The sequence below is a fragment of the Paenibacillus sp. FSL H7-0942 genome (assembly GCF_045040715.1).
In the GTDB taxonomy this organism is placed as follows: Bacteria; Bacillota; Bacilli; order Paenibacillales; family Paenibacillaceae; genus Paenibacillus; species Paenibacillus amylolyticus.
Window position 1 is genome coordinate 3,586,873 of record NZ_CP150279.1, and the last position, 22,064, is coordinate 3,608,936.

The following is a 22,064-nucleotide window of genomic DNA, read 5'->3' on the forward strand; positions in this document are numbered from 1 at the left end:
GGGGGGTTATGATTAAACTTTTAGTCATCCACAACGTTGGCTTCTCCTGCCTGCTGCGAATGGCTGCGATATTCGCTTGGCGCGATGCCTGTCCACCGCTTGAACTGGCGGCTGAAATGCGCATTGGTCTTATACCCCAGCATCATCGCAATATGGTCTATGTTCAAGTCGGTTTGCTTTAACAGCCGCTGCGCTTCGTTCAGAAGGGTTTCGGATAGAAACTTGCGTGGAGCGATGCCGTATACCTCCCGAAAAATACGATTAACCTGTGACGGGCTTATGCTCAGCGATTTGGCAATGTCCTGAATCCAGGTTCGATCGCTCTCCTGAATTTCCCCGTGAAGATGGATATACCTTACCGAATCCTCAATGTGCTCAGCAATCTGATGGGCAATGGTTTCTTTTCTCGACAACGTAACGGATGCTTGCTGAGATAACTGACCGACCAGGGAACCGAGCAGTTCAAACACGGCGGCGTGTACCTTCATTTGTTTGGAGGAAGATAGCGAGCTAGACAAATGCTCTGTAGCCAAACTATACAAGGTAGACAGGGAAGGGGAGAGCCCCAGAGCCAAATTCGAATTTGCCGGATAATAGATGTCTTTGCAACGGTTAAGTTCTCTGCAAAAGGATGTATCGTGTATGCTGAAATGCACGGAAAAATAAGTGAACCCCTCCGGTCCGGCTCCGGTGCAAGAGTGGGTCATACCAGGCCGGATGAACAGAAGGTCACCAACCGACTGACGATAAGACTGCCCGTTGACAACCATGTTCATCTGCCCGTCCATCATCCAGTGCACTTCATACATTGAATGTTCATGAGACGGATAAGTCCAGCTTGAATCTACTTTTCTTGCATGCAGCCCCAATAATTGAAAAGACATGCGAACATCGGGTAGACGACCTAAATACACAGCATCCGAAAGCTTGGTCACAGCAAACCAACCCCTTTGTACTATTCTATATACCAACATCCTGTCATCGGATTGTCCTCGTAAATTATCTTTAGTTTAATGGATCTAACCTCATCTTAACAGAAAAAAATGCGTGAAAAGGGTAAATCGTCGGAGTGATTAGAACATCGTCATGAACCATAGCGGGTGCTATGGTAGTATTATCAACCCGATGGGGAAAAATGGAGGCAAGCTTGAATGAGAATTATTCGATTTCTGGACGGACAACAGAAGTGGCTGGCAGCCGTTACGGATGATGAACAAGCGTATCGTTTGCCACAAGCAGATTTTATGACTTTGATCCATCAAGCAAGAAAGCAGGGGATTTCTCCAATTCAACTTGTTGAAAGCGCTTTTAAACCATCAAACAAGTTAACTGACGATTGGACTTCCTTACATCTAATCACTCCATTGGAAGCTCCGGAAGTATGGGCGGCGGGTGTGACTTATCAGCGCAGCCGGGAAGCGCGAAATTATGAAGCAACGGAAGGCAAGCTAGATGCAAAGACCTTTTACGATAAAGTTTACGATGCCGAAAGACCGGAGATCTTTTTTAAATCTACAGCGGCCCGCACCGTCGGGCCCAATGAGGCTGTCACACTTCGCAGCGATTCCAATTGGCAGATCCCTGAGCCGGAGCTGGGGTTGGTGCTTGCCGGGGATGGCAGCATTGTGGGATACATCGTTGGCAATGACATGAGTTGCCGCGATATTGAAGGGGAGAATCCGCTATATCTACCGCAAGCAAAAATGTGGCGCAATTCCTGCTCGATAGGGCCAGCCATTCGTCTAGCGGAAACGGTGCAGAATCCATATGCGTTCAGCATCGTCTGCGAAATATATCGCGAAGGTGAAATAATTGTCAAAAGCGAGGCAAGCACAAGTGAGTTAAACCGAAAACTCGATGAGCTGGTCTCTTTTCTGGCCAGAGATAACGATCTCTTTGACGGTACGGTGTTATTAACAGGCACAAGCATTGTGCCCCCTAATGATTTTACACTTGCACCAGGGGACCGCATTGAAATATCCATTAGCGATATCGGGACACTTATTAATCCAGTCATTTCAAACTAATGTACAAGGAGGATGAATGCAATGACCACATTTCAGGTAGAGCAGACATACAGCAATTACATTAACGGAGAATGGGTGAAGGCGACATCCGGTGAAACCGAACCGAGCATCAACCCGGCGAATCGGAAGGAGGTAGTTGGCTACGTACCCACCTCAGGCGTAGAGGATCTGAACCGGGCTGTTGCAGCCGCGAAGGAAGCAGCAAAAGATTGGCGGAGGTTATCGGGCGCGGAACGCGGAAACTATCTATTTCAAGCAGCCAATGTGCTGGAACGCCGGGCCGATGAAGTTGCAGAGGCGATGACCAGGGAAATGGGCAAAACACTCCCAGAAGCTAAAGGAGAGACACTGCGCGGTGTAGCAATCTTAAGGTATTACGCCGGAGAAGGCATGCGAAAAACTGGGGATGTCATTCCATCAACGGACAGCGAAGCACTGATGTTTACGACTCGCGTACCCCTTGGCGTTGTTGGGGTTATTGCTCCTTGGAATTTCCCAGTAGCCATTCCGATTTGGAAAACGGCTCCGGCCTTGATTTACGGCAATACGGTTGTGTTGAAGCCTGCTCAGGAAACTGCGGTCACTGCGGCTAAAGTAATGGAGTGTTTTGAAGAGGCGGGCATTCCGGCAGGCGTTCTTAATCTGGTATGCGGCAGAGGCTCAGTGATCGGATCTGCACTTGCTGAGCATCCGGATGTGGGCGGAATAACGTTCACAGGTTCCAATGAAGTGGGCAAACGGGTCGGCGGCGCAGCACTGGCACGTGGGGCCAAGTATCAACTTGAAATGGGTGGGAAAAACCCGATTATTATCGCGGCTGACGCTGACCTGGATTTGGCTGTGGAAGCCACGATCAGCGGTGGGTTGAAATCGACCGGGCAAAAATGTACGGCCACCAGCAAGGTCATTATTGAACGAAAAGTATACGATGCCTTCAAAGAAAAGCTGCTCTCGCAAATCCAGGAAATTCGGCTGGGTGACGGCATGTCTTCTGGAAGCTGGATGGGTCCATGTGCAAGCGAAGGACAGCTCAATACCGTGCTGAGTTATATTCAAAAAGGCCAAGATGAAGGTGCCGTTCTGCTCACTGGTGGAAAAAGAGGGGACGGTCCGGGATTAGAAGAGGGATTCTATGTGCAGCCGACCGTATTTGAAGGGGTCGAATCCCATATGTCCATCGCCCGGGAAGAAATTTTTGGCCCGGTTCTGGCCTTGATTGCGGTAGATTCCCTGGAGGAAGCCATCGAAGCGGCTAATGATAGCGATTATGGCTTGAGTGCTTCCATCTATACACAGAACGTCGGAGCCATGTTGTCTTTCATCCGGGACATGGATGCAGGACTGGTCAGAATTAATGCAGAAACAGCCGGCGTAGAGCTGCAGGCTCCGTTTGGCGGAATGAAGATGTCAAGTTCACACTCCAGAGAACAGGGGCAAGCGGCTATCGAGTTTTTCACGGCCATCAAAACGGTCTTCGTGAAGTCATAAACTGTGGGAGGCTATCATGTACGAACAGATTACGTCGATTATGGGAGAGACCGCGTCCAACTGCTTTGATATCATAGCACATGCTCCTGGGGCTGCCGGACGTCTGCCTTTAACGGATGATTTGCTGCGGAATGCTCCAAGCGGCGACTTGTTCGGCATGTCCCAGAATGTTGGAATGGGTTGGAAGCCCGGGGAATTGAACGGAAAACAATTTCTGATCTTGAGTACACAAGGTGGCATACGCAATGAAGACGGCAGCCCGGCAGCACTCGGTTACCATACCGGCCACTGGGAGGTCGGCCTGCTGATGAAGGCTGCCGCAGAAGAACTGTCAAGCCGGGGAGGAATCCCGTTTGCTGGATATGTCAGCGATCCGTGTGACGGCAGATCACAGGGGACGACCGGCATGTTTGACTCGCTTCCGTACCGGAACGATGCCGCTATGGTATTTCGCAGACTGATTCGCTCGCTGCCAACTCGTAAAGGCGTGCTTGGTGTCGCCACTTGTGACAAAGGTCTTCCAGCGATGATGCTCGCACTTGCCGGCATGCCGCAATTGCCTGGTGTAATCGTTCCCGGTGGCGTCACACTTCCGCCTACCGACGGAGAGGATGCCGGTAAAATTCAGACCATTGGTGCACGGTACGTCAACGGGGAACTTTCTCTGGAAATGGCGTCGGATTTAGGATGTCGAGCTTGTGCTACACCGGGAGGAGGCTGTCAGTTTCTAGGTACCGCGGCTACGGCCCAGGTTGTAGCAGAGGCACTGGGTATGACAGTGCCACATGCCGCGCTTGCACCTTCCGGGCAGCCCATCTGGTTTGAAATGGCGCGCCAATCGTCACGTGCACTCATCCATATGGAGTCACAGGGGATGAGGATGGCAGACATTGTCACCGATGCATCCATTCGCAATGCGATGACCGTTCATGCCGCGTTTGGCGGATCGACCAATCTGCTTCTTCACATACCGGCGATTGCCCATGCAGCCGGTTTAACCGTACCCACGGTACAGGACTGGATACAGGTCAACAAAAATGTTCCAAGGCTGGTTAGCGCCCTTCCAAACGGACCGATCTTTTATCCGACCATACGTGTCTTTCAGGCAGGAGGTGTACCGGAGGTCATGCTACACCTCAGACAGCTTGGTCTGTTGGATGAGTCTGTACCAACGGTTACAGGTACTTCATTGGGTCAGGTACTGGACTGGTGGGAATCGTCGGAACGCCGTCATCTCATGCGGAAGCAGTTAAAAGAGCAGGACGGCATCGATCCGGACAGTGTCATCATGAGTGTAGAACACGCTCAGCGGCTTGGAATCTCATCGACCGTAACATTTCCAACCGGGAATATCGCTCCAGAAGGTTCTGTCATCAAATCCACCTCTATTGATCCTGCTGTGCTGGATGAGCATGGCGTATATCGTCATCGTGGAAGAGCAAAGGTGTTTACCACTGAACGTGAGGCGATCCATGCGATTAAGACCGGAGGTATTCTGGCTGGCGACGTTATTGTGCTTCTCGGGCGAGGTCCATCGGGAACTGGAATGGAGGAGACGTACCAGCTTACATCTGCGCTTAAACATTTGCCTTTTGGCAAATACGTGTCACTGATTACGGATGCCCGGTTCTCCGGTGTTTCCACCGGAGCATGTATTGGTCATGTTGGCCCCGAAGCGCTGGCAGGCGGACCGATTGGCAAGCTGCGGAACGGAGACCTGATTGACATCACGGTTGATCGTAACACGCTGGAGGGTAGCATTAACTTTGTCGGAGAAGGCGATCTGGAGTTTTCGCCGGAAGAAGGTGCTCTCATCTTGGCACAAAGGCCCTTTCATCCAGATATGAGGCCGGATGAAGCTTTGCCGGATGATACAAAGCTCTGGGCTGCATTGCAATCGGTCAGCGGTGGGACTTGGAGAGGGAATGTATATGATGTCGAGCGGATCATAACCGCCCTGGAAGCCGGCAAAAAAGCGCTAGGCTGGTACTGATATCCACCTTTTGTGTATCTGTGTTGTACAGATCATTACTTTCATACCGGAGGTTTCTTCCATGAATAAGATCAAGAAAATGATCACCAATCCCATCCTGCCCGGTTTCCATCCCGATCCGTCCATCTGCCGAGCAGGGGAGGATTATTATATCGCCACTTCCACCTTTGAATGGTTCCCTGGTGTACGAATTCACCATTCCCGGGATCTGGTTCATTGGCGGCCCATCGCTTCTCCGCTGACTCGTGTAACGCAGTTGAACATGGAGGGCAACATTAATTCCGGAGGCGTATGGGCACCCTGTCTTAGTTACAACAACGGTGTGTTTTACCTGATCTACACCGATGTCAAAAGCCGGGTAGGCGCTTTTAAAGATACCCATAATTACCTTGTGACAGCAACGGATATCGAGGGCCCTTGGTCCGATCCGGTGTATCTGAACAGCAGCGGTTTTGATCCTTCCCTGTTTCATGATGAAGACGGGCGTAAGTGGCTGGTCAATATGATATGGGATCACCGTAAGGGCAAAAATCGGTTTGCAGGCATCGTTCTTCAGGAATATTCCGTCCAGGAACATAAGCTGATCGGACCGGCCATGAACATATTTAAGGGAACAGAATTAGGCCTGACCGAAGCACCCCACCTGTATAAACACAAGGACTATTATTATCTCATTACGGCTGAAGGTGGAACCGGTTATGAGCATGCGGTTACCTCAGCACGTTCCCGTACGTTACAAGGTCCTTATGAGGTCGATCCTGCCAATCCGATCCTCACTTCATACGGCAGACCGGATTTAGCTATGCAAAAGGCAGGCCACGGTAGTCTGGTCGAAACGCATACCGGCGAATGGTACATGGCTCATCTGGTCGGACGACCCGTTCAGCACAAATATTGCATTCTTGGACGTGAGACCGCACTTCAGCCATGTACGTGGAGTGAGGACGGCTGGCTGAGACTTGCGAGCGGTGACCGATATCCGGAGGTTCAGGTGCCTGCACCGATGATCCAGTCCCATCCGTTTGAGCCGATTGCTGAAATGGATGACTTTGATCACTTTGAGCTTCGGCATGATTGGAATACACTTCGCATTCCACCCGATTCGACTTGGCTCAGCTTGACGGAACGTCCCGGTTACATACGATTGCACGGCATGGAGTCGATGAGTTCAACGCACAGGCAAAGCATGATCGCACGGAGACTTCAGGCCTTGAAGTGTGAAGCCGAGACGTGTCTGGAATTTGCGCCGGACCATCCACAGCAAATGGCCGGATTGATTTTGTACTACGATACCCAGGACTATCTCTACTTACGTGTAACTTATCATGAGGAGAAAGGGCTCTGCCTGGGGATCATTCAGTCCAAATACGGGGTATACGACGAACTGCTGGAGGATATTCCGCTAGAGTTGGTGAGCACGCTCCGTTTAAAGGTTGTGGTGGATCAAGATCGCGCCCGCTTTTATTATGCGTTAAATACTGATTCATCCTGGAATACAGCAGGCGGGTGGGTTGATATCACACATCTGTCCGATGAATCTCCGGAGTATATCCGGTTTACGGGAACCTATATCGGTCTTTGTGTGCAGGATCTAGGTGGAACCCGAAAACATGCCGATTTTGATTACTTTATGTATAAAGAAACAAAGCATGCAGCTGGTGTATTGGAAAACATGTGACGGTCTTTAAAAAGGCACATTATTCCATATGATCAGTTGATAGCGTTAGTGACAAAAATGGAAACCAGCATGGAATGAACATGGAAAGTAAAGCAGCAAGAATAGAGGAATATATGCTCGCAGAAGTAAAGGAACAGGGCATAGTGCGGAACAGGAAGGCTGCGTGGAATTGTGACGATTCTGCTGGGGCTGGACTTCGAGACACTTCGTACATTAACATAGATGGAGTGAGATAATGATCGGTACAGTAATGTACCGTTTTTTTGTGTTTAGGAAGATTGTTTTGAGATAGTACCTGATAGAGGTGATCAAGCATGAGTGATTATTCGATAAACAAACCGTATACAAGCTCCCGATCTGATATTCAAAATGTTCTGCGTGATTCTCGTCTGCCTGCTTTGATCTGGGGCATTCTGATTTATTTTTCTGCATTGTACTCCCAGCTACCGATGTTGCCCACATGGTTTGAATTTATGATGTTTACAGTTCTCATTCTGGTTCACATTCTGCTGCATTGGTATGCCGGATACGTTGTCGATCGAAGACCCTGGATTTATTTTGTGACACAAGGATGTATTGTCTGGGGGTGTGCGTTATTCATGCCTAATGCTCATTCTCTCATTTTTGTAAGTCTATTGACGGCTTTGGCCGGTCAGAGTATTGGCGTATACGCTCAACGGATGAAGGTGCTTCTGGTATGTACCTTTTACTGTACCTTGTTTTCTGCCTCCCTGGTTTGGCTCGGGACTACCGAGGATTTGCCATCTACAGTACCATCGCTCTTCTTCATCATGTTTTTCGTAATCGGCTATGCTGCTTTGTTCTATAAACAAGTTCGTGCCAAATTGCGGACCCAGTCGTTTTTACGTGAATTGGAACGAGCGCACAGGAAAGTGGAGGAGCTAACGATTGCCAATGAACGTCAAAGGATGGCCCGTGATTTACATGATACCCTTGCACAAGGGCTGGCAGGTCTTATCATGCAGCTTGATGCCGTGGATGCGCATTTAGAAAATGATAATAACCATCGTGCCCACGAGATTGTTCAGTTGTCAAAAGCCCAAGCAAAGCGCACGCTTTCAGAAGCGAGAAGCGCAATTGACGACTTGCGTTCGTATTCTGCAGAGGTCATAGATATTTCTAAAGCAGTGAAGGAAGAGGCTGAACATTTCTCACATATAACAGGGATTTGTGTTGTCACTCGGTTATCGATGCCCCATCTGGTGGTGCCGAAGTTGATCTTCGAACATAGCTTACATATCATCCGAGAATGCTTGGCCAATACAGCTAAATATGCTAATGCTACGAATGTAGAAATCGTGGTTGCTGCACGGGAAAAGGAAGTCGAGCTAAACATAACGGATGACGGAATAGGGTTCGATACCAACCTCATCGAGAAACAATCCGGTAGTTATGGTTTAATTGGTTTATATGAACGAACTCGAATTATGGACGGGGAGATCGAAATTGAAAGCGGAAAGCAAGGAACCCAAGTTTCTGTTCGCATCCCATTACAGCAGGAGGAAACCAACGCATGACAATCAAGATTCTTATCGTGGACGACCATTTCGTCGTTCGGGAGGGACTTAAGCTGATCCTGGAAACCAATCAAAGGTACGAGGTAATTGCAGAAGCATCTAACGGTAAGGAAGCGATTCGACGGGTAGATACTTACAATCCGGACATAATTCTATTGGATTTAAACATGCCTGAAATGGGCGGCCTGGATACCATGACAGCGCTCAGAGCTAAAGGAATGGATATACCGATCATTATTTTGACTACATATAACGAGGATGAAATGATGATCCGCGGGCTGGCTTTAGGTGCTAAAGGGTATTTGCTAAAGGACACGGGAAGAGAGATGATATTTCGCTCGATTGATGCAGCGATGCGGGGGGAAACGTTGCTACTTCCGGAGATCAGCGAGAAAGTATTTGCTCACAAGACATCAGAAAAGGCGAAAGAGTCATCCTCCGTGAGGATATCTCTTACAGACAAAGAGCTGATCGTGCTTCAAGCAATTGCCCGTGGCTCTCGAAGTAAAGAGATCGGCTTTGATATGGGCATATCCGAACGGACTGTAAAGACTCATTTAACGAGTATTTACAATAAATTGGGTGTGGATTCGAGGTCGCAGGCCGTCGCCGTCGCGGTAGAGCGTGGAATATTGCATTTATAATCAAACATTTCATAGATTTGCCCGATCGTACACTTGGGTCTTGCCCTTTTGTACGATTTTTTATTTTTCTCCTCCGTTTATGATAGTTGCATGAATACAAATTGGAGGAGAAATGATGAAAAAAAGACTGACAACGATTCTGGCAACTGTTCTCTCACTGACCATGCTCTCCGCTTGCAGCATCACTAATAGCGGGACTTCAACACAGGAGGAAATTCCGAAACCTGAAAATAACGTTGCTTCCGCACAGAATGAGTTTCCGAAACCAATGGGAAGTTATACGGTCGGGCGTACACAGATGGACTTCAAGTACACAGCATCAGACCATTCAGAAAGAGAACTGACAGCATTATTTTTCTATCCGTCCGACAGCAATGAGGGCAAACCAACGGCAGAGTATGCATTTCCGGAGTTTCATTCACTGAGGGATGAGCTTTTGGTTAGATTAGGGGGCACCGCGGGTGGTGAGCAGCTTTTTGATTCCAATTTCAAGACATGGTCTTACGACGATCTGGCCTTGTCTGAAAAGGAAAAACAATATCCGGTTTTATTCTTTGTTCATGGCGCAGGCGCTTACCCACAGCAAGGCACTTTTTTCGCACAAGACCTGGCAAGCGCCGGCTATATTGTGGTATCCATCGGCCATGCCGAAAGTGGCGTGTACAAACTTAAAGATGGACGAACGATGGGTATGTCAGAGAAATTTATGGACGAAGTAACGAAATACGGAATGGAAGCGGCCACCCTAACCCCACCTGAAATTGTGACAGAGAAGCTTGAGGAAGAAGAAGCTATTGAGATTGCTCGCAAATTAACTTCCGCGCCTGAAGCAGTCAAGTTTGCTAACTATGCCGTTTTACAGAGCGAGGATATTCGATATGTTGCAGATAACTTGTACAAAATGAATACAGGTGACATGGAATCTATGTTTAAAGGCAGATTGCAGCTTGATCTCGGTATGGGTGTGTTCGGACATTCTTTTGGAGGAACGACAGCGGCAATTGTTAGCCGTGACGATGACCGATTTGTCGGCGCTGTAAACCTTGACGGTAATATGTTAGGTGCCTTGGATAGTGATTTTAAGAAACCCTTCATGCAGCTCAGCACTGTACTTGCCTATAATACGAATGCATTTCTTCTTGAATCCAACAGCAAGGACACCTACTTTGCCATTATTGATAATGTAGTCCATGGTGACTTCTCCGATTCCTTGTTTACAACTACGGATAAAGCATCCAGAGGAACCCGGGACGCGATGGAACAGCGCAACATTATCACTTCTTATACAAAGGCGTTCTTTGATAAATATATGTTGAAAAAGGATGCGGATATTGATAGCCTTACCTTTGACGGCGTAGAGATGATTAAAAAACCTCAAAAGCCTTAGTATTGATTTGCCTGAATTTCGGGAGGGTTTATCGCGTAATAAAAGGAGAGAACCGGGTGGTCGGATTTAACTGCACGTGATTCAACTCTGATCTTGAAATTAAAATGATAAAGAGACCTTACTTTTGCTTTAAAACGTTAAGGTCTTTTTATCATATGGGGAAATATATTTCGAATGAGAGAATGATACATAACTTAAAATAGTTCATATTTAATAAGTTTTAATCATTGATTTTTTCAATACTCACAACCGTTCTAATGGGTGGCGAGGGTTCTAGTTGGTCAAAGCCAGTAGTAATTCTTACTCTTTGCCCTACCTCAATTGTTTCATATGTTTCTCTATTGAACAAATAATACGAAGCTTCCTGGTCTTGTGCTAATTCTATAAAATCCTCAAGATTTCCATTCTCCAGGTCTTCCTTACTTACATTTTGAAGAACAAGAAATTTGTACTTGTCATTTTCATCTGTTTTAAATACTACAGTGCCCTCGAAAACTGGATAATTCTCTTTCTCATCCTTGTTAGAACAGCCCGAAAGTATAATCATACTAATGAAGATAAACAATATTATTTTATTCATAATGACCTCCTTGATTTGAAATAAAGTTTTCCCCTTGCTTTTAAGTATACCCTACGTAAAAAAAGCAAATTATTACTAAAAGGTAATTCATACGAAAAAAGTATGCAACATGGCATGAGAATTCCTTTAAATAATAAGTCCCTAGAGTAGAAAAAACAAAAAAAGAGGTCACGATGATGGATATCCTAAAATGGATTCAAAGCTGGTATTATGAAAACTGTGAAGGTGATTGGGAGCATTTATACGGTGTGCGAATTGATACGGTGGATAATCCTGGTTGGTCTGTCGAAATCGATTTGACGGATACCTATTTAGAAGATGTGCCATTTGATTCGATTGAAGAAGAGAGAAATGAAGAAGATTGGTTCTACTGTATCGTGAGAGATGGAGTGTTTCACAGTGCAGGGGGAGCAAAAAATTTAGAAGAAATGCTTAATTGCTTCAAAAATTGGGCTTCAAGTTTGGATAGAAGTTAATAATGCACTAACCATCGGGAGTAATCTAAGGAGCGAACCAGATGTATCTAAAAGGATTCAATTTGGATTTACCGTATATTGTAGATGATGAAAATATTGAATCTATAATGAAAAAACAAAAATGTGAGTACAACGAAGCAACAAAATTAGATTATGCGTTGAATTGGAAATGGAAAAGACGCTCTTTTAGTTTGGAAACTCGCTGTATTACAGCGATGTATGAACGTCTGTTGGGGAAATACAAAACGAAAGATTGTTGGAAAGTCCTAATAGAGTGTGTAGAAAACATTACGGATGAACGGATTGGTAACGATTCTGGTGTGTGTTCGGTACCGATCCAATTTAGTTTGAATGACTTTAGTGCAAAAAATGAGTTGGAGAAAAAAAAGGCTACGCTTCGCCTGCTAATGGAAGGCATAGAGAAACTTGCTCTACGTAATAATTGGGATATTGATCCATTTAGGGAGATAGCTTTGCAAATAGAGGAGTTAGATTATGTAAATGAATGGACTTGGAAAAAAGACGTGAAGAGCCCTAATAAAAAGTACAATGCTAGAGTCATTTGTCATCATAATGTAGATAGCATGGATATATTCCTATCTATTTTACAACGTGATGGTACGCAAGTACTTGTAGAGAAGGTCATATCAGAACAACCAGATGAATTTGCCTATGATAGACATCTAGGTGAACTTACATGGGTATCTGAGTTTGAAGTTGCTTTAATTAATAAAACAGGTACTAAAAAATTTTCTACAAAACTAAAACATTAATTATTTTGCCTCTAGAAAACATTGTCCACCTGGTGTCATGGTCTCTTTTATTATTAGGCATGCATTTACCTTGAGGTTTTTATTCCTCTCGTATAAATGACATGCCCGTTTTTATTTTGCTTTAAATCCCCTTGTGATTTTGCGTCTGTTGGTGTCTGGGCATGTCCCTGAGTAATCAGGAGCATCTGCTCCATCTGCAACTAGCCTGTTATCTAAAGCAGACATATCGTTCATCGTGATGTTCACAAATCAACTTACTTGAGATCAAGATTCAAACGTGTTACCGACATAATGAAAAGAGTGAATATGCGTTTTGGTGAGATCAATCACGTTTTTGATAAATGCCTCACGTGATTCACGATATCCGCTTAATATCCAATTGTTTAATAGTCCAAAAAAACCGTAGGCGGTATAGTACTTGAAATAGTCCATGTTCACTGGGGAGTTGTTGATCGTCTCAAAGACAAATTGCTCCTGATAGATTTTGAGTATGGTTTGTGGAAAGCCTGTATGTAAACCGGGTAACGTATCATCGTATTGAATCAGTTCGAAGAAATCACGGTGCTCGTAAATATAATCCACGATTTGAAAAGATTCGGCATCCAGCTTGTTTGTTGAAACCTTTTGACCGTGCCAATAAGGTTTGCCTACTGCGCCCCTCAATCCTTCGAGTGTCATAATTAACAACTCTTCAGCGAGAATATATTTATCCTGGTAGTGTAAATAAAACGTGCTGCGATTATAACCGGCCTGATCAACGATGTCTTTGACAGAAACACCATGGAAGCCTTTCTTCTTAATGAGCTGAATCAGAGCAGTTTTTAGGTGCTCCTTGGTTCGATTACGATGTTGAGATGTCACAATAAGTTCATTATTCATTCAAAAAAACTCCTATAAATATAGACATAGTTTTATAAAGTGTCTACGAGGTAGACACTTGGTCACATCTTAATGATTGGATTGTTACAATTTTAAGCATAGAATTAGTTTTGTAAACATCATATAGCACTATTTATATAGGCGCTATTCAAAATATTATACTGGGGGATTTATTCATGGGCAAACTTCAAGATAAAGTTGCAGTCATCACAGGAGGAGCATCCGGGATTGGTGCAGCGACAGCTCGCTTATTCGTTTCCGAAGGAGCTAAAGTAGTCTTGGTGGATCTGAATGAAGAAAAAGGTAAAGCGTTTGAGCAGGAACTGAAAGCGCTTAAAGCAGAGGCTCTCTTTATTAAAGCAAACATAACAAGTGAAGAAGAGGTTTCTGAGATTTTCAAACAAACCGTAGAAGCATTTGGTCAAGTCGATATCGTATTCAACAATGCGGGAATCGGACGTGTTCATCCTACGCATGAGCTTGATTATGCCGAATGGCGCAATACAGTCAATGTTGATCTGGACGGCGTATTCTTGGTTGCACGTGAAGCGATTCGCGAAATGCTCAAAATTGGTGGAGGTACAATCGTCAACACGGCTTCCATGTACGGATGGGTTGGTTCGCCTGGCTCTGCAGCCTACAATGCAGCTAAAGGCGGCGTTGTAAACCTGACTCGTTCGCTCGCGCTGGAGTATGCTGAGCAGAATATTCGGGTGAACTCCCTTTGCCCTGGCTTCATCGATACACCGATTATCCCGGAAGAGAGCAAACAAGCACTTTCTGCGGCAACACCAATGAAACGTCTGGGTCAAGCAGATGAGATGGCCAAAGCCGTTCTGTTCCTGGCTAGCGACGACTCTTCATATATGACAGGAAATAGCCTGATCATAGACGGAGGATACACCGCTCAATAAGTGTAGCAATTATCGAAGCACACAAAGAACATAGTTCCATTAAAAGTCGCTATTCTAGCGGCTTTTTTTATTGTATTGGTATAAGAGCAAGTTCCCAATCCAAGGACAACTAGCAAACGGCGGTTTGGTTATTCATAATAGATGGCCTCATAAGGAAACTCTAACTTATTCAAGCGATATTCTTTGGGCGACATGGACATATATTGCCGAAAAACTTTGCCGAAATAGCTGGGACTCTCAAATCCGCATTGTTGACCAATTTGAGAAATCGGAAGTTCCGTTGTGCGGAGTAGTCGGATTGCAACCTCAATGCGTCTGTCTTTAAGATAGGCTAGCGGTGATGTTTTCTCGGATTTCTGAAATAACCTGCACAAGTAGTGTTTATTGATATCGCAATGGCTGGCTAGAAGATCCAACGTCAATGGAGATGCATAATTCTCTCGGATGAACTTTTTACATTTCTCAATCGTTGTTATGGATAGGGCACCGATATCCTTCTCCGCATCCCGACTCGTCTGTACCAGGATAAGCAACCACCGATAGATTTGCATGGACAAGCGATACTTGTCCGTAACCTTCTCTTGATGAATCAAATTGATAATTTGCCATAACTCTTGAATCAAGGGAGAGTCCGCGTTTCGTCGAATGACATGTCCCTCATTATCATGCATCATATCCCAAATTCGGTTAGCTTCATCCCCGCGAATGTTGATCCATATAAATTCCCATGGCTCGTTGTTCTCTTGTTTATAGTAATAGCAATGTTCTCCTGCAATTTTGACAAGTAGGGCATGTCCCTTCGGTAAAGGGAGCGTTTGATTGTCAATATCCAGATAACCCTGGCCATTAAGTGTGTATTGAAAAACGACATGCCCCGGGTCCGGTCTATCATCACTTGGACAACGATATTCCTCGCTAGAAACGATCTGCCATCCAATAGAGTCCAGTGTCATGATTGATGTATCGTCATTACGAAAAGCATAAGAAACCGTATGAACCATCGTTTCATCTCCTTCCTAAAAAAGTCAATTATCTTATATAATACGTCACATTTTTTAGATTGTCTGTCTTTTTTTAGACCTGTAAGATAAATGTAAGCGGTAACATAAAGAGGAGGTGGCTGTAAATTGTGTTCATATGACAACAAGCTGGGCAGGATCGAACTGATGATTCTAAAAATGAATTTTTAGATAAGGGGGAGTTAATCGAATGATCCGAAGAACTGTTTCCATCCAAAAATCGATGTTTGTATCTTTTTTAGCACTCCTTATGGTTATTTCACTGGCTGTTCCTCCGACGCCGATACGTGCAGAGTCATCAAGCAGCCTGCCGGGTCGCCAAGCAGAGTATCTTAACCGGGGATTGGTTGCGGTTCTTGTAGACAACGGCGTTTTTTTAAGCTGGAGGTATCTAAACAACGACCCAGATGATATCGCTTTTAATATATATAAAAACGGAACTAAAGTGAACGCATCTCCCATAAGCGATGTGACCAACTATGTGGACACCACTGGTTTCGACAGTTCGCAATATCAGATCTCCACCGTTATTGCAGGCAAAGAGCAAATGCAACCGGAGGTTGTATCGGTCTGGCATAACGATTATCTACCTATCCCTCTCGATAAACCGGCCGATGGCCGGACTAAGGATGGTGGAACCTACTCCTATTATGCAGGTGACGCTTCCGTAGCTGACTTGGACGGGGATGGCGAATATGAAATTGTTTTTCTGTGGAGTCCGAGCAATTCCAAGGACAATTCGCAGGCAGGTTATACCGGCAATGTCTATATCGATGCTATCAAACTGGATGGCACAAAGCTGTGGAGGATTGACCTGGGAGTCAACATCCGCGCCGGAGCGCATTATACGCAGTTAATGGTGTATGACCTCGATGGCAACGGAAAGGCCGAGGTTGTTGTCAAGACCGCGGACGGCACGAAGGATGGCCAAGGCACAGTCATTGGTGATGGCACGAAGGATTATCGCAACGACGGCGGATACATACTGTCAGGTCCAGAATATCTCACGCTGTTTAACGGTGAGACTGGCGTGGCTGTATCCACTGTGAATTATGATCCGCCAAGAGGCAACGTCAACGATTGGGGTGACGGCTATGGCAACCGTGTAGATCGGTTCCTTGGCGCGATTGCTTATCTGGACGGTACGAAGCCAAGTGTTGTGATGAGCCGGGGTTATTATACCCGCACAGTGCTTGTTGCTTATGATTATGTTGGCGGGGAACTCGTCAAACGCTGGACGTTCGATACAAACGAAGCAGGATCACAATATCAATCACAGGGCAACCATAATCTAAGTGTGCTGGATGTTGACAAGGACGGCAAGGACGAAATTATGTTTGGTGCCTTGGCCATTGATGATGACGGCAGCTTGCTGTACAGCACTGGACTCGGCCACGGTGACGCCATGCACGCCGGCCAGCTTGATCCGAACCGGGAGGGCTATCAGGTCGTAAGCGTGCATGAGCATTCTGATGCGGCATACGGTCTGGAGATGCGCGATGCGGCAACAGGTGAAATCCTCTGGGGTGAGAAAACAGGTTTTGACACCGGTCGCGGGATGTCGGCGGACATTGATCCGAACTATCCAGGTTACGAATCATGGGCCACGACCGTTACCAACGGGCAAAGTGTACCTGTAACCAATACCTATTCTGCAGCAGGAGAGGCTATCTACACTGTGGACGAAGGGCCCAAAACCGCCAATTTCGCCATCTGGTGGGATGGAGATCTTCAGCGGGAGCTGTTGGACCATGAGTGGGATAATAGCACAGCCAAAGGTATTCCACTCATCTATAAGTGGGATTACCAAAACAAAAAGCTGAATGAAATCTTCCGGGCGACCGGTACGTTAACGAACAACCATACCAAAGGCAATCCGGCACTTCAGGCGGACATTCTGGGCGACTGGCGTGAGGAGCTTCTGCTGCGGAGCGAAGATAGTTCGGAGTATCGTCTCTACACAACGACCATTCCTTCAGACTATCGCATCCCTACCCTGATGCAGGACCCTGTATATCGACTTGGCGTAGCCTGGCAAAATGTAGCCTACAACCAGCCGCCTCATACCGGCTTTTATCTTGGAGCGGAAGCTACAGCATTCCCTAAAGCCGATCTGACTCTGACCCGCGAAGCTGAAATGCTGGAGCCGGTCTACCGCTTTAATTTCGGTACAGAGACTGCGTCAGGAAGTACGAACATACAGGATATGCTCTACGCACAAGATCCGGGATACGGCTTCAAGGATACAAGTGGTGTTAGGGTAGGGGCAAATCAGGTCTCGGTCGCTACAGGTACGACATTTGCTGTTGATCTGCCAAATGCAAACTATAAGGTGACGCTGCGATTGGGCAATGATGCAAATGACTCGAACGTTGGAGTCAAATCCGAATTCGTCCAGAAGCTCGCCTTAACCAATGTGACAGCAGGAGCACCACTGGAGTATTCCTATGATGTTGCATTGGTGGATGGACAGCTCGATCTTCTCTTCACGGGTACAGCCATAGACATCCAAGACGTCAGCATCGAGAAATACCCAGAGAAAGCGGCTGGTGCGGCAACAACGATCTATATGGCTGGTGATTCAACCATGCAATCTTACAGTGAAGCGCAGGCTCCTCAAGAAGGATGGGGCCAACAGTTCGGACGTTATTTCTCCAATGGGGCAGTCGTCGTGAACGATGCGATCGGTGGCCGAAGCAGTAAATCGTTTATGGTAGACGGTCGTCTCGATACGACCCTGCAGCGAATTAAGCCGGGGGACTTCTTCTTCATTTCCTTTGGTCATAACGACGCGAGTGCAGGGATACCGGACCGTTACGCATCACCAGAGGACTATAAGATTTACTTGGCTCGTTATGTAAATGGTGCCAAACAGCGGGGCGCTACACCGGTATTGCTCACTCCGGTTGGGCGCAGAGATTTTAATACAGTGACTCAGGAATTCAACGTCAGCTTCCCGGCATATGTTCAAGCTGCCAAAGAAGTGGCGGAAGAGCAGGACGTGCCGCTGATTGATCTCAGCAAGTTGAGTATTGCTTACTACGACAAAATTGGTAATACAGCTACGGAAAAAGTGTTCCTATATGCTAATCCGGGTGAATATCCAAAATACCCGAATGGGATCAACGATAATACGCATTTCAGCAGCTATGGTGCACAGAAAATTGCCGGACTCGTTGCTGGTGCAGTCAAAGACATGGAGCTGAGCATTTCATCACTGGTCATCGACCCGGATATTTCCGAGCCAGAGCCAGAGCCGGAAGCCCAGCTATATGAGGAGGATTTTGAAGGCGACGCTGCCAACTACCAATATGCGATGGTCAATGCCACGGGTATTGCAGGAACCATGACGGGAACCGTTGTTGACCAGTCCGGAAATAAGGTACTGTCCGTCGCGGGTTCCGGATCGGGCAATCGGGCCAAGGTATTCCGTCTGTTCGATGCCGTAAACGGCGATCAGGTGAACGTGAACTTTGACTGGCAGTCCGGTAATGTGAGTGCCTATCCATCAGAAGGTCATCTCACAATACAGGATTCTAACGAAAATGCCCTGTTCACGCTGTATACCAAAACTGGAAGCACCAAAATTCATTATTTTGTTGGTGCATATAACCCAGACTACGGCACAGGGGATACAGCCATACCCGAAGGGGGAACGGCTACAGATATTTCCAAGAACCAGTGGGTCAATGTGGATGCAACCGTTAATTTTGCCGAGAAAACATTGGATCTGACATTAACGAACATAGCCGATCCGACAGTTACCCAAACGATTGCAGATATCTCGCTGAGTTCCGCCGCATATGCGGACAACGTCAGATCCATGCGGTTCCTGGGAACGAGAAAAGGCGGTGGAGGCACGTTGAACTGGACTACCCAGATCGACAACGTGCGGATTGAAGGCACTCAGCTCTCTTCGGAGAATGGAGATCAGACTGCATTGATCGCTCTGTATGATGAGATCAAAGCAATTGATCTGTCGGAATATACAGATGCATCGAAGGCTGTGGTAAACCGGGCTTTGGCAGCTGCAGAAGCTATATTTAATACGGAAGCCACCCAGGCTCAAGTTGACCATGCGTTGAACATGTTAACTGTTGCGAAGGATTCATTAACAAGGGAACCGGGCGAAGAGATCAGCGAATACAAATTTGACTTTGGTTCTGGCGGCGCAGCCGACGGATACATCAAGGTGGATGCCAAAAGAGCGTACATTGAAGGCAATGGGTACGGCTTTGCTGATACTGCACTGACCAAAGATGAGAACCGGGAAACCGGAGATTTGCTCAAGGAAGATTTCACACGAGTAAACGGTACCTCTTTCCTGGCGGAAATGGAGCCGGCGAATTACCGGGTAACGATGACCATCGGGGATTCGGAGGAATTGACCAGCGCAAATGTCGTTGTAGAGCAGATGACAAAGCTGCCGCTTACAAGCATTGCCAAGGGCGAATTCAAAGAAATCACGTATGACGTTGCCCTGATTGATGGGGTCTTTAACTTCAACTTTACCGGAAATGCACCGAAGATCAATGCGCTGAAGCTGGAGCGACTGCCAGATCACAGTGCAAGTGATAAACCAGTTATTTATTTGGCCAGCGATTCCACGGTGGCCAATTACGCGGAAAACTATCGTCCGCAAGCGGGCTGGGGAGAAACGTTGGGTGAATATTTTGATCCAAATGAAGTCAGTATTGATAACCGGGCAGTTGGAGGTTTGAGTAGTAAAACCTTCCTGGTCGGTGGATATCTCAACGATATTTTACTCGACATTCAAGAAGGCGATTATCTATTCATGCAGTGGTCTCATAACGATTCCACACCTTCACGTCCAGAGCGTTATCTTACACCAGAGCAATTTAAGGTATATCTGAAAGAATACATTAACGGTGCTCTGCAGAGAGGGGCAATTCCAGTTCTGGTCACGCCAGTGAATCGTCGTGATTTTACCGGAGAGGTGCTGAACAAAAGCTTCCCGGAATACGTACAGGCGATGAAAGAAACGGCGCAGGAAACGGAAACGCTTATCATCGATCTGAACCAAGCCAGTTGGGAGCATTTCCAGGAGCTTGGCACAGAAGGAACCAAATCTATGTTCATGTGGGTAGGCACAACGGAAGACAATACACATTTGCAAATGAACGGTGCAATCAAGGTGTCTGAACTCGTGGCACGTCTTGTGAAGGAATTGAATGTACCGCTATCTGATTTTGTTACGCTGGAAGGGGAAACTCCGGAGCAGGAAGCCCCGCATACCACGGCAACTGTAGAAGGAGAATTGCAGAACGGCTGGTATACTTCTCCGGCACAAGTAACCTTCACAGCAAGCGATGAAGATTCCGATATCGAAGGGACCTATTATCAAATTAATGGTGGCGAAACGGTGAGTGGCACACAGTTGACCCTAACTGAAGAAGGAACACATACCATCACCTACTGGAGCGTCGATGTTGACGGTAACAAAGAGAGCGAACAGTCTTTGTCCATATCCATTGATCTCGTACCTCCAACCATTGAAATTCATGGTCAAACCGAATACACCATTGATCAGCAGGTGGAAATTGGCTATACAGCCTCCGATTCGGTATCCGGTGTAGAAGAACCAGAGGGTGTGCTTCTCGACACTCCTGCGTATACACTGGAACCCGGACTGAACCAGGTTACGGCAACCGTCTCCGATTTGGCTGGGTGGGAACAGACGGTAGAATATAGTTTTGCAGTTATTACTACATTCGACAGCCTGATTAATCTGACCAACACCTTTGCTGATGAATCGATCGATCCTAATGCCAGCATTCTTGCTGATCAGCTCACAAACACGTTACAGCAGGCCAAACAGGCAGCAAACGATCGTGAAGGAGCAAAAGCGCGTCAATTGCTTGCATCCTTCGGTAATGACGTTCAAGCAGCTAGAGGAACCGTATTTACGGATGAGCAGACAAGTGTGCTGATTAAGTGGGAGGAATGGCTCCATCAGACAACGCCACTTGCAAACGGTGCCCCAGGCACTCCGGTGTTATCTGATAATAATGGTTACGACACGGGGCTCAAAGACGGAGACTATACAATCACTATGAATTTGTGGTGGGGGAATAACGGCAATCAGTTCAAGCTGTATGAGAATGGTGAATTGATTAAGGAAATTTCTCTGGTCGATCAATCCCCGTCCGCCCAATCTGTTCAAGTTGATATTACTGGAAAGAAAAATGGCACCTATATCTATACTGGAGAATTGATCAATGCACTGGGTTCAACCATGAGTGTTCCACTGACAGTCATCGTCACGGATGCTTCCCCGGGGCAAGCTGTTCTGTCGAACGACAACTGGGATGGTGACGGCAACTATAATGTCACCATGAATCTGTGGTGGGGAACAAACGCAACCGAATACGAACTTTACGAAAATGGAGTATTGATTGACACACAATCGCTGCAATCTCATTCGCCTGGTGCACAGTCTGCGGTTACCTCAATCTCTGGAAGGGCACCCGGTATCTACGAGTATGAAGCTGTACTTCGTAATTCTTCAGGGGAAACCAGATCACACAAATTAAATGTGACGGTACGAGAGTAGACTGAAATGTTTGAGCATTCCATTAACAAGAAGTGATTACAACTGAAGTAAGGTACGCATATAAAAGTGCTATTCCTCATCATTTTGAGGAGTA

At 46.5% G+C, this 22,064-nt stretch carries 15 protein-coding genes; 11 read left to right on the forward strand and 4 right to left on the reverse strand.

The window, feature by feature from the left end:
• Positions 1–20: 20 nt before the first annotated feature.
• Positions 21–935, reverse strand: coding sequence for an AraC family transcriptional regulator (locus tag MHI48_RS15955; protein WP_076327521.1), 915 nt, complete (start codon positions 933–935; stop codon positions 21–23).
• A 216-nt stretch (positions 936–1,151) separates the two neighbouring features.
• Between MHI48_RS15955 and MHI48_RS15960 the strand changes: the two genes are divergently transcribed.
• From MHI48_RS15960 to MHI48_RS15990, 7 genes are all read left to right on the forward strand, one after another.
• The gene (locus MHI48_RS15960; protein ID WP_076327520.1) at positions 1,152–2,027 is read left to right on the forward strand and encodes a fumarylacetoacetate hydrolase family protein; all 876 of its coding nucleotides are present in this window, start codon (positions 1,152–1,154) and stop codon (positions 2,025–2,027) included.
• A 21-nt stretch (positions 2,028–2,048) separates the two neighbouring features.
• Positions 2,049–3,515, forward strand: a complete 1,467-nt coding sequence (gucD, locus tag MHI48_RS15965; RefSeq protein ID WP_036671416.1) for an alpha-ketoglutaric semialdehyde dehydrogenase GucD — start codon at positions 2,049–2,051, stop codon at positions 3,513–3,515.
• 16 nt (positions 3,516–3,531) lie between these two features.
• Positions 3,532–5,508, forward strand: coding sequence for a YjhG/YagF family D-xylonate dehydratase (locus MHI48_RS15970; protein ID WP_076327519.1), 1,977 nt, complete (start codon positions 3,532–3,534; stop codon positions 5,506–5,508).
• 61 nt (positions 5,509–5,569) lie between these two features.
• A complete protein-coding gene (locus MHI48_RS15975; RefSeq protein WP_083677346.1) occupies positions 5,570–7,186 on the forward strand; it encodes a glycoside hydrolase family 43 protein in 1,617 nt (538 codons plus the stop codon).
• A gap of 314 nt (positions 7,187–7,500) precedes the next feature.
• Positions 7,501–8,724: a sensor histidine kinase gene (locus MHI48_RS15980; protein WP_076327518.1), complete on the forward strand. Its 1,224-nt coding sequence runs from the start codon at positions 7,501–7,503 to the stop codon at positions 8,722–8,724.
• Positions 8,721–9,368, forward strand: a complete 648-nt coding sequence (locus MHI48_RS15985) for a response regulator transcription factor (protein ID WP_076327517.1) — start codon at positions 8,721–8,723, stop codon at positions 9,366–9,368. The genes MHI48_RS15980 and MHI48_RS15985 overlap by 4 nt, the downstream gene beginning before the upstream one ends.
• Before the next feature lie 112 nt (positions 9,369–9,480).
• Positions 9,481–10,755 (forward strand): choline esterase, encoded by a 1,275-nt coding sequence (locus MHI48_RS15990; RefSeq protein WP_245838043.1) that lies wholly within the window; start codon positions 9,481–9,483, stop codon positions 10,753–10,755.
• Between the two features lie 220 nt (positions 10,756–10,975).
• Here MHI48_RS15990 and MHI48_RS15995 read toward each other — a convergent pair whose 3' ends face one another.
• Positions 10,976–11,335 (reverse strand): DUF3221 domain-containing protein, encoded by a 360-nt coding sequence (locus tag MHI48_RS15995; protein ID WP_076327516.1) that lies wholly within the window; start codon positions 11,333–11,335, stop codon positions 10,976–10,978.
• Between the two features lie 173 nt (positions 11,336–11,508).
• On the opposite strand from MHI48_RS15995, the gene MHI48_RS16000 reads away from it, so the two are divergent.
• Positions 11,509–11,811: an immunity 53 family protein gene (locus tag MHI48_RS16000; RefSeq protein WP_245838040.1), complete on the forward strand. Its 303-nt coding sequence runs from the start codon at positions 11,509–11,511 to the stop codon at positions 11,809–11,811.
• Positions 11,812–11,852: 41 nt separating this feature from the next.
• Positions 11,853–12,584 carry a hypothetical protein gene (locus MHI48_RS16005; RefSeq protein ID WP_076327514.1) on the forward strand — a complete coding sequence of 244 codons (732 nt, stop codon included), beginning with the start codon at positions 11,853–11,855 and terminating at the stop codon, positions 12,582–12,584.
• A 264-nt stretch (positions 12,585–12,848) separates the two neighbouring features.
• Here the strand turns inward: MHI48_RS16005 and MHI48_RS16010 are convergent, their stop codons facing one another.
• On the reverse strand, positions 12,849–13,463 hold the full coding sequence (locus tag MHI48_RS16010; protein WP_036615461.1) for a TetR/AcrR family transcriptional regulator: 615 nt from the start codon (positions 13,461–13,463) through the stop codon (positions 12,849–12,851).
• A gap of 176 nt (positions 13,464–13,639) precedes the next feature.
• Between MHI48_RS16010 and MHI48_RS16015 the strand changes: the two genes are divergently transcribed.
• Positions 13,640–14,377, forward strand: a complete 738-nt coding sequence (locus MHI48_RS16015; RefSeq protein ID WP_047843148.1) for an SDR family NAD(P)-dependent oxidoreductase — start codon at positions 13,640–13,642, stop codon at positions 14,375–14,377.
• A 128-nt stretch (positions 14,378–14,505) separates the two neighbouring features.
• On the opposite strand, the gene MHI48_RS16020 is transcribed toward MHI48_RS16015, so the two are convergent.
• Positions 14,506–15,378 carry an AraC family transcriptional regulator gene (locus MHI48_RS16020; protein ID WP_076327513.1) on the reverse strand — a complete coding sequence of 291 codons (873 nt, stop codon included), beginning with the start codon at positions 15,376–15,378 and terminating at the stop codon, positions 14,506–14,508.
• A 208-nt stretch (positions 15,379–15,586) separates the two neighbouring features.
• Here MHI48_RS16020 and MHI48_RS16025 point away from each other — a divergent pair, with 208 nt between their 5' ends.
• Positions 15,587–21,970: a GDSL-type esterase/lipase family protein gene (locus MHI48_RS16025; RefSeq protein ID WP_405141031.1), complete on the forward strand. Its 6,384-nt coding sequence runs from the start codon at positions 15,587–15,589 to the stop codon at positions 21,968–21,970.
• Positions 21,971–22,064 lie beyond the last annotated feature (94 nt).

What these genes read in the sequence shown, in the direction of transcription:
- MHI48_RS15960 (WP_076327520.1), top strand. Translation starts at nt 1,152, where the DNA reads ATGAGAATTATTCGATTTCTGGACGGACAACAGAAGTGGCTGGCAGCC.
- gucD (WP_036671416.1), top strand. Translation starts at nt 2,049, where the DNA reads ATGACCACATTTCAGGTAGAGCAGACATACAGCAATTACATTAACGGA.
- MHI48_RS15970 (WP_076327519.1), top strand. Translation starts at nt 3,532, where the DNA reads ATGTACGAACAGATTACGTCGATTATGGGAGAGACCGCGTCCAACTGC.
- MHI48_RS15975 (WP_083677346.1), top strand. Translation starts at nt 5,570, where the DNA reads ATGAATAAGATCAAGAAAATGATCACCAATCCCATCCTGCCCGGTTTC.
- MHI48_RS15980 (WP_076327518.1), top strand. Translation starts at nt 7,501, where the DNA reads ATGAGTGATTATTCGATAAACAAACCGTATACAAGCTCCCGATCTGAT.
- MHI48_RS15985 (WP_076327517.1), top strand. Translation starts at nt 8,721, where the DNA reads ATGACAATCAAGATTCTTATCGTGGACGACCATTTCGTCGTTCGGGAG.
- MHI48_RS15990 (WP_245838043.1), top strand. Translation starts at nt 9,481, where the DNA reads ATGATGAAAAAAAGACTGACAACGATTCTGGCAACTGTTCTCTCACTG.
- MHI48_RS15995 (WP_076327516.1), bottom strand. Translation starts at nt 11,335, where the DNA reads ATGAATAAAATAATATTGTTTATCTTCATTAGTATGATTATACTTTCG.
- MHI48_RS16000 (WP_245838040.1), top strand. Translation starts at nt 11,509, where the DNA reads ATGATGGATATCCTAAAATGGATTCAAAGCTGGTATTATGAAAACTGT.
- MHI48_RS16005 (WP_076327514.1), top strand. Translation starts at nt 11,853, where the DNA reads ATGTATCTAAAAGGATTCAATTTGGATTTACCGTATATTGTAGATGAT.
- MHI48_RS16010 (WP_036615461.1), bottom strand. Translation starts at nt 13,463, where the DNA reads ATGAATAATGAACTTATTGTGACATCTCAACATCGTAATCGAACCAAG.
- MHI48_RS16015 (WP_047843148.1), top strand. Translation starts at nt 13,640, where the DNA reads ATGGGCAAACTTCAAGATAAAGTTGCAGTCATCACAGGAGGAGCATCC.
- MHI48_RS16020 (WP_076327513.1), bottom strand. Translation starts at nt 15,378, where the DNA reads ATGGTTCATACGGTTTCTTATGCTTTTCGTAATGACGATACATCAATC.
- MHI48_RS16025 (WP_405141031.1), top strand. Translation starts at nt 15,587, where the DNA reads ATGATCCGAAGAACTGTTTCCATCCAAAAATCGATGTTTGTATCTTTT.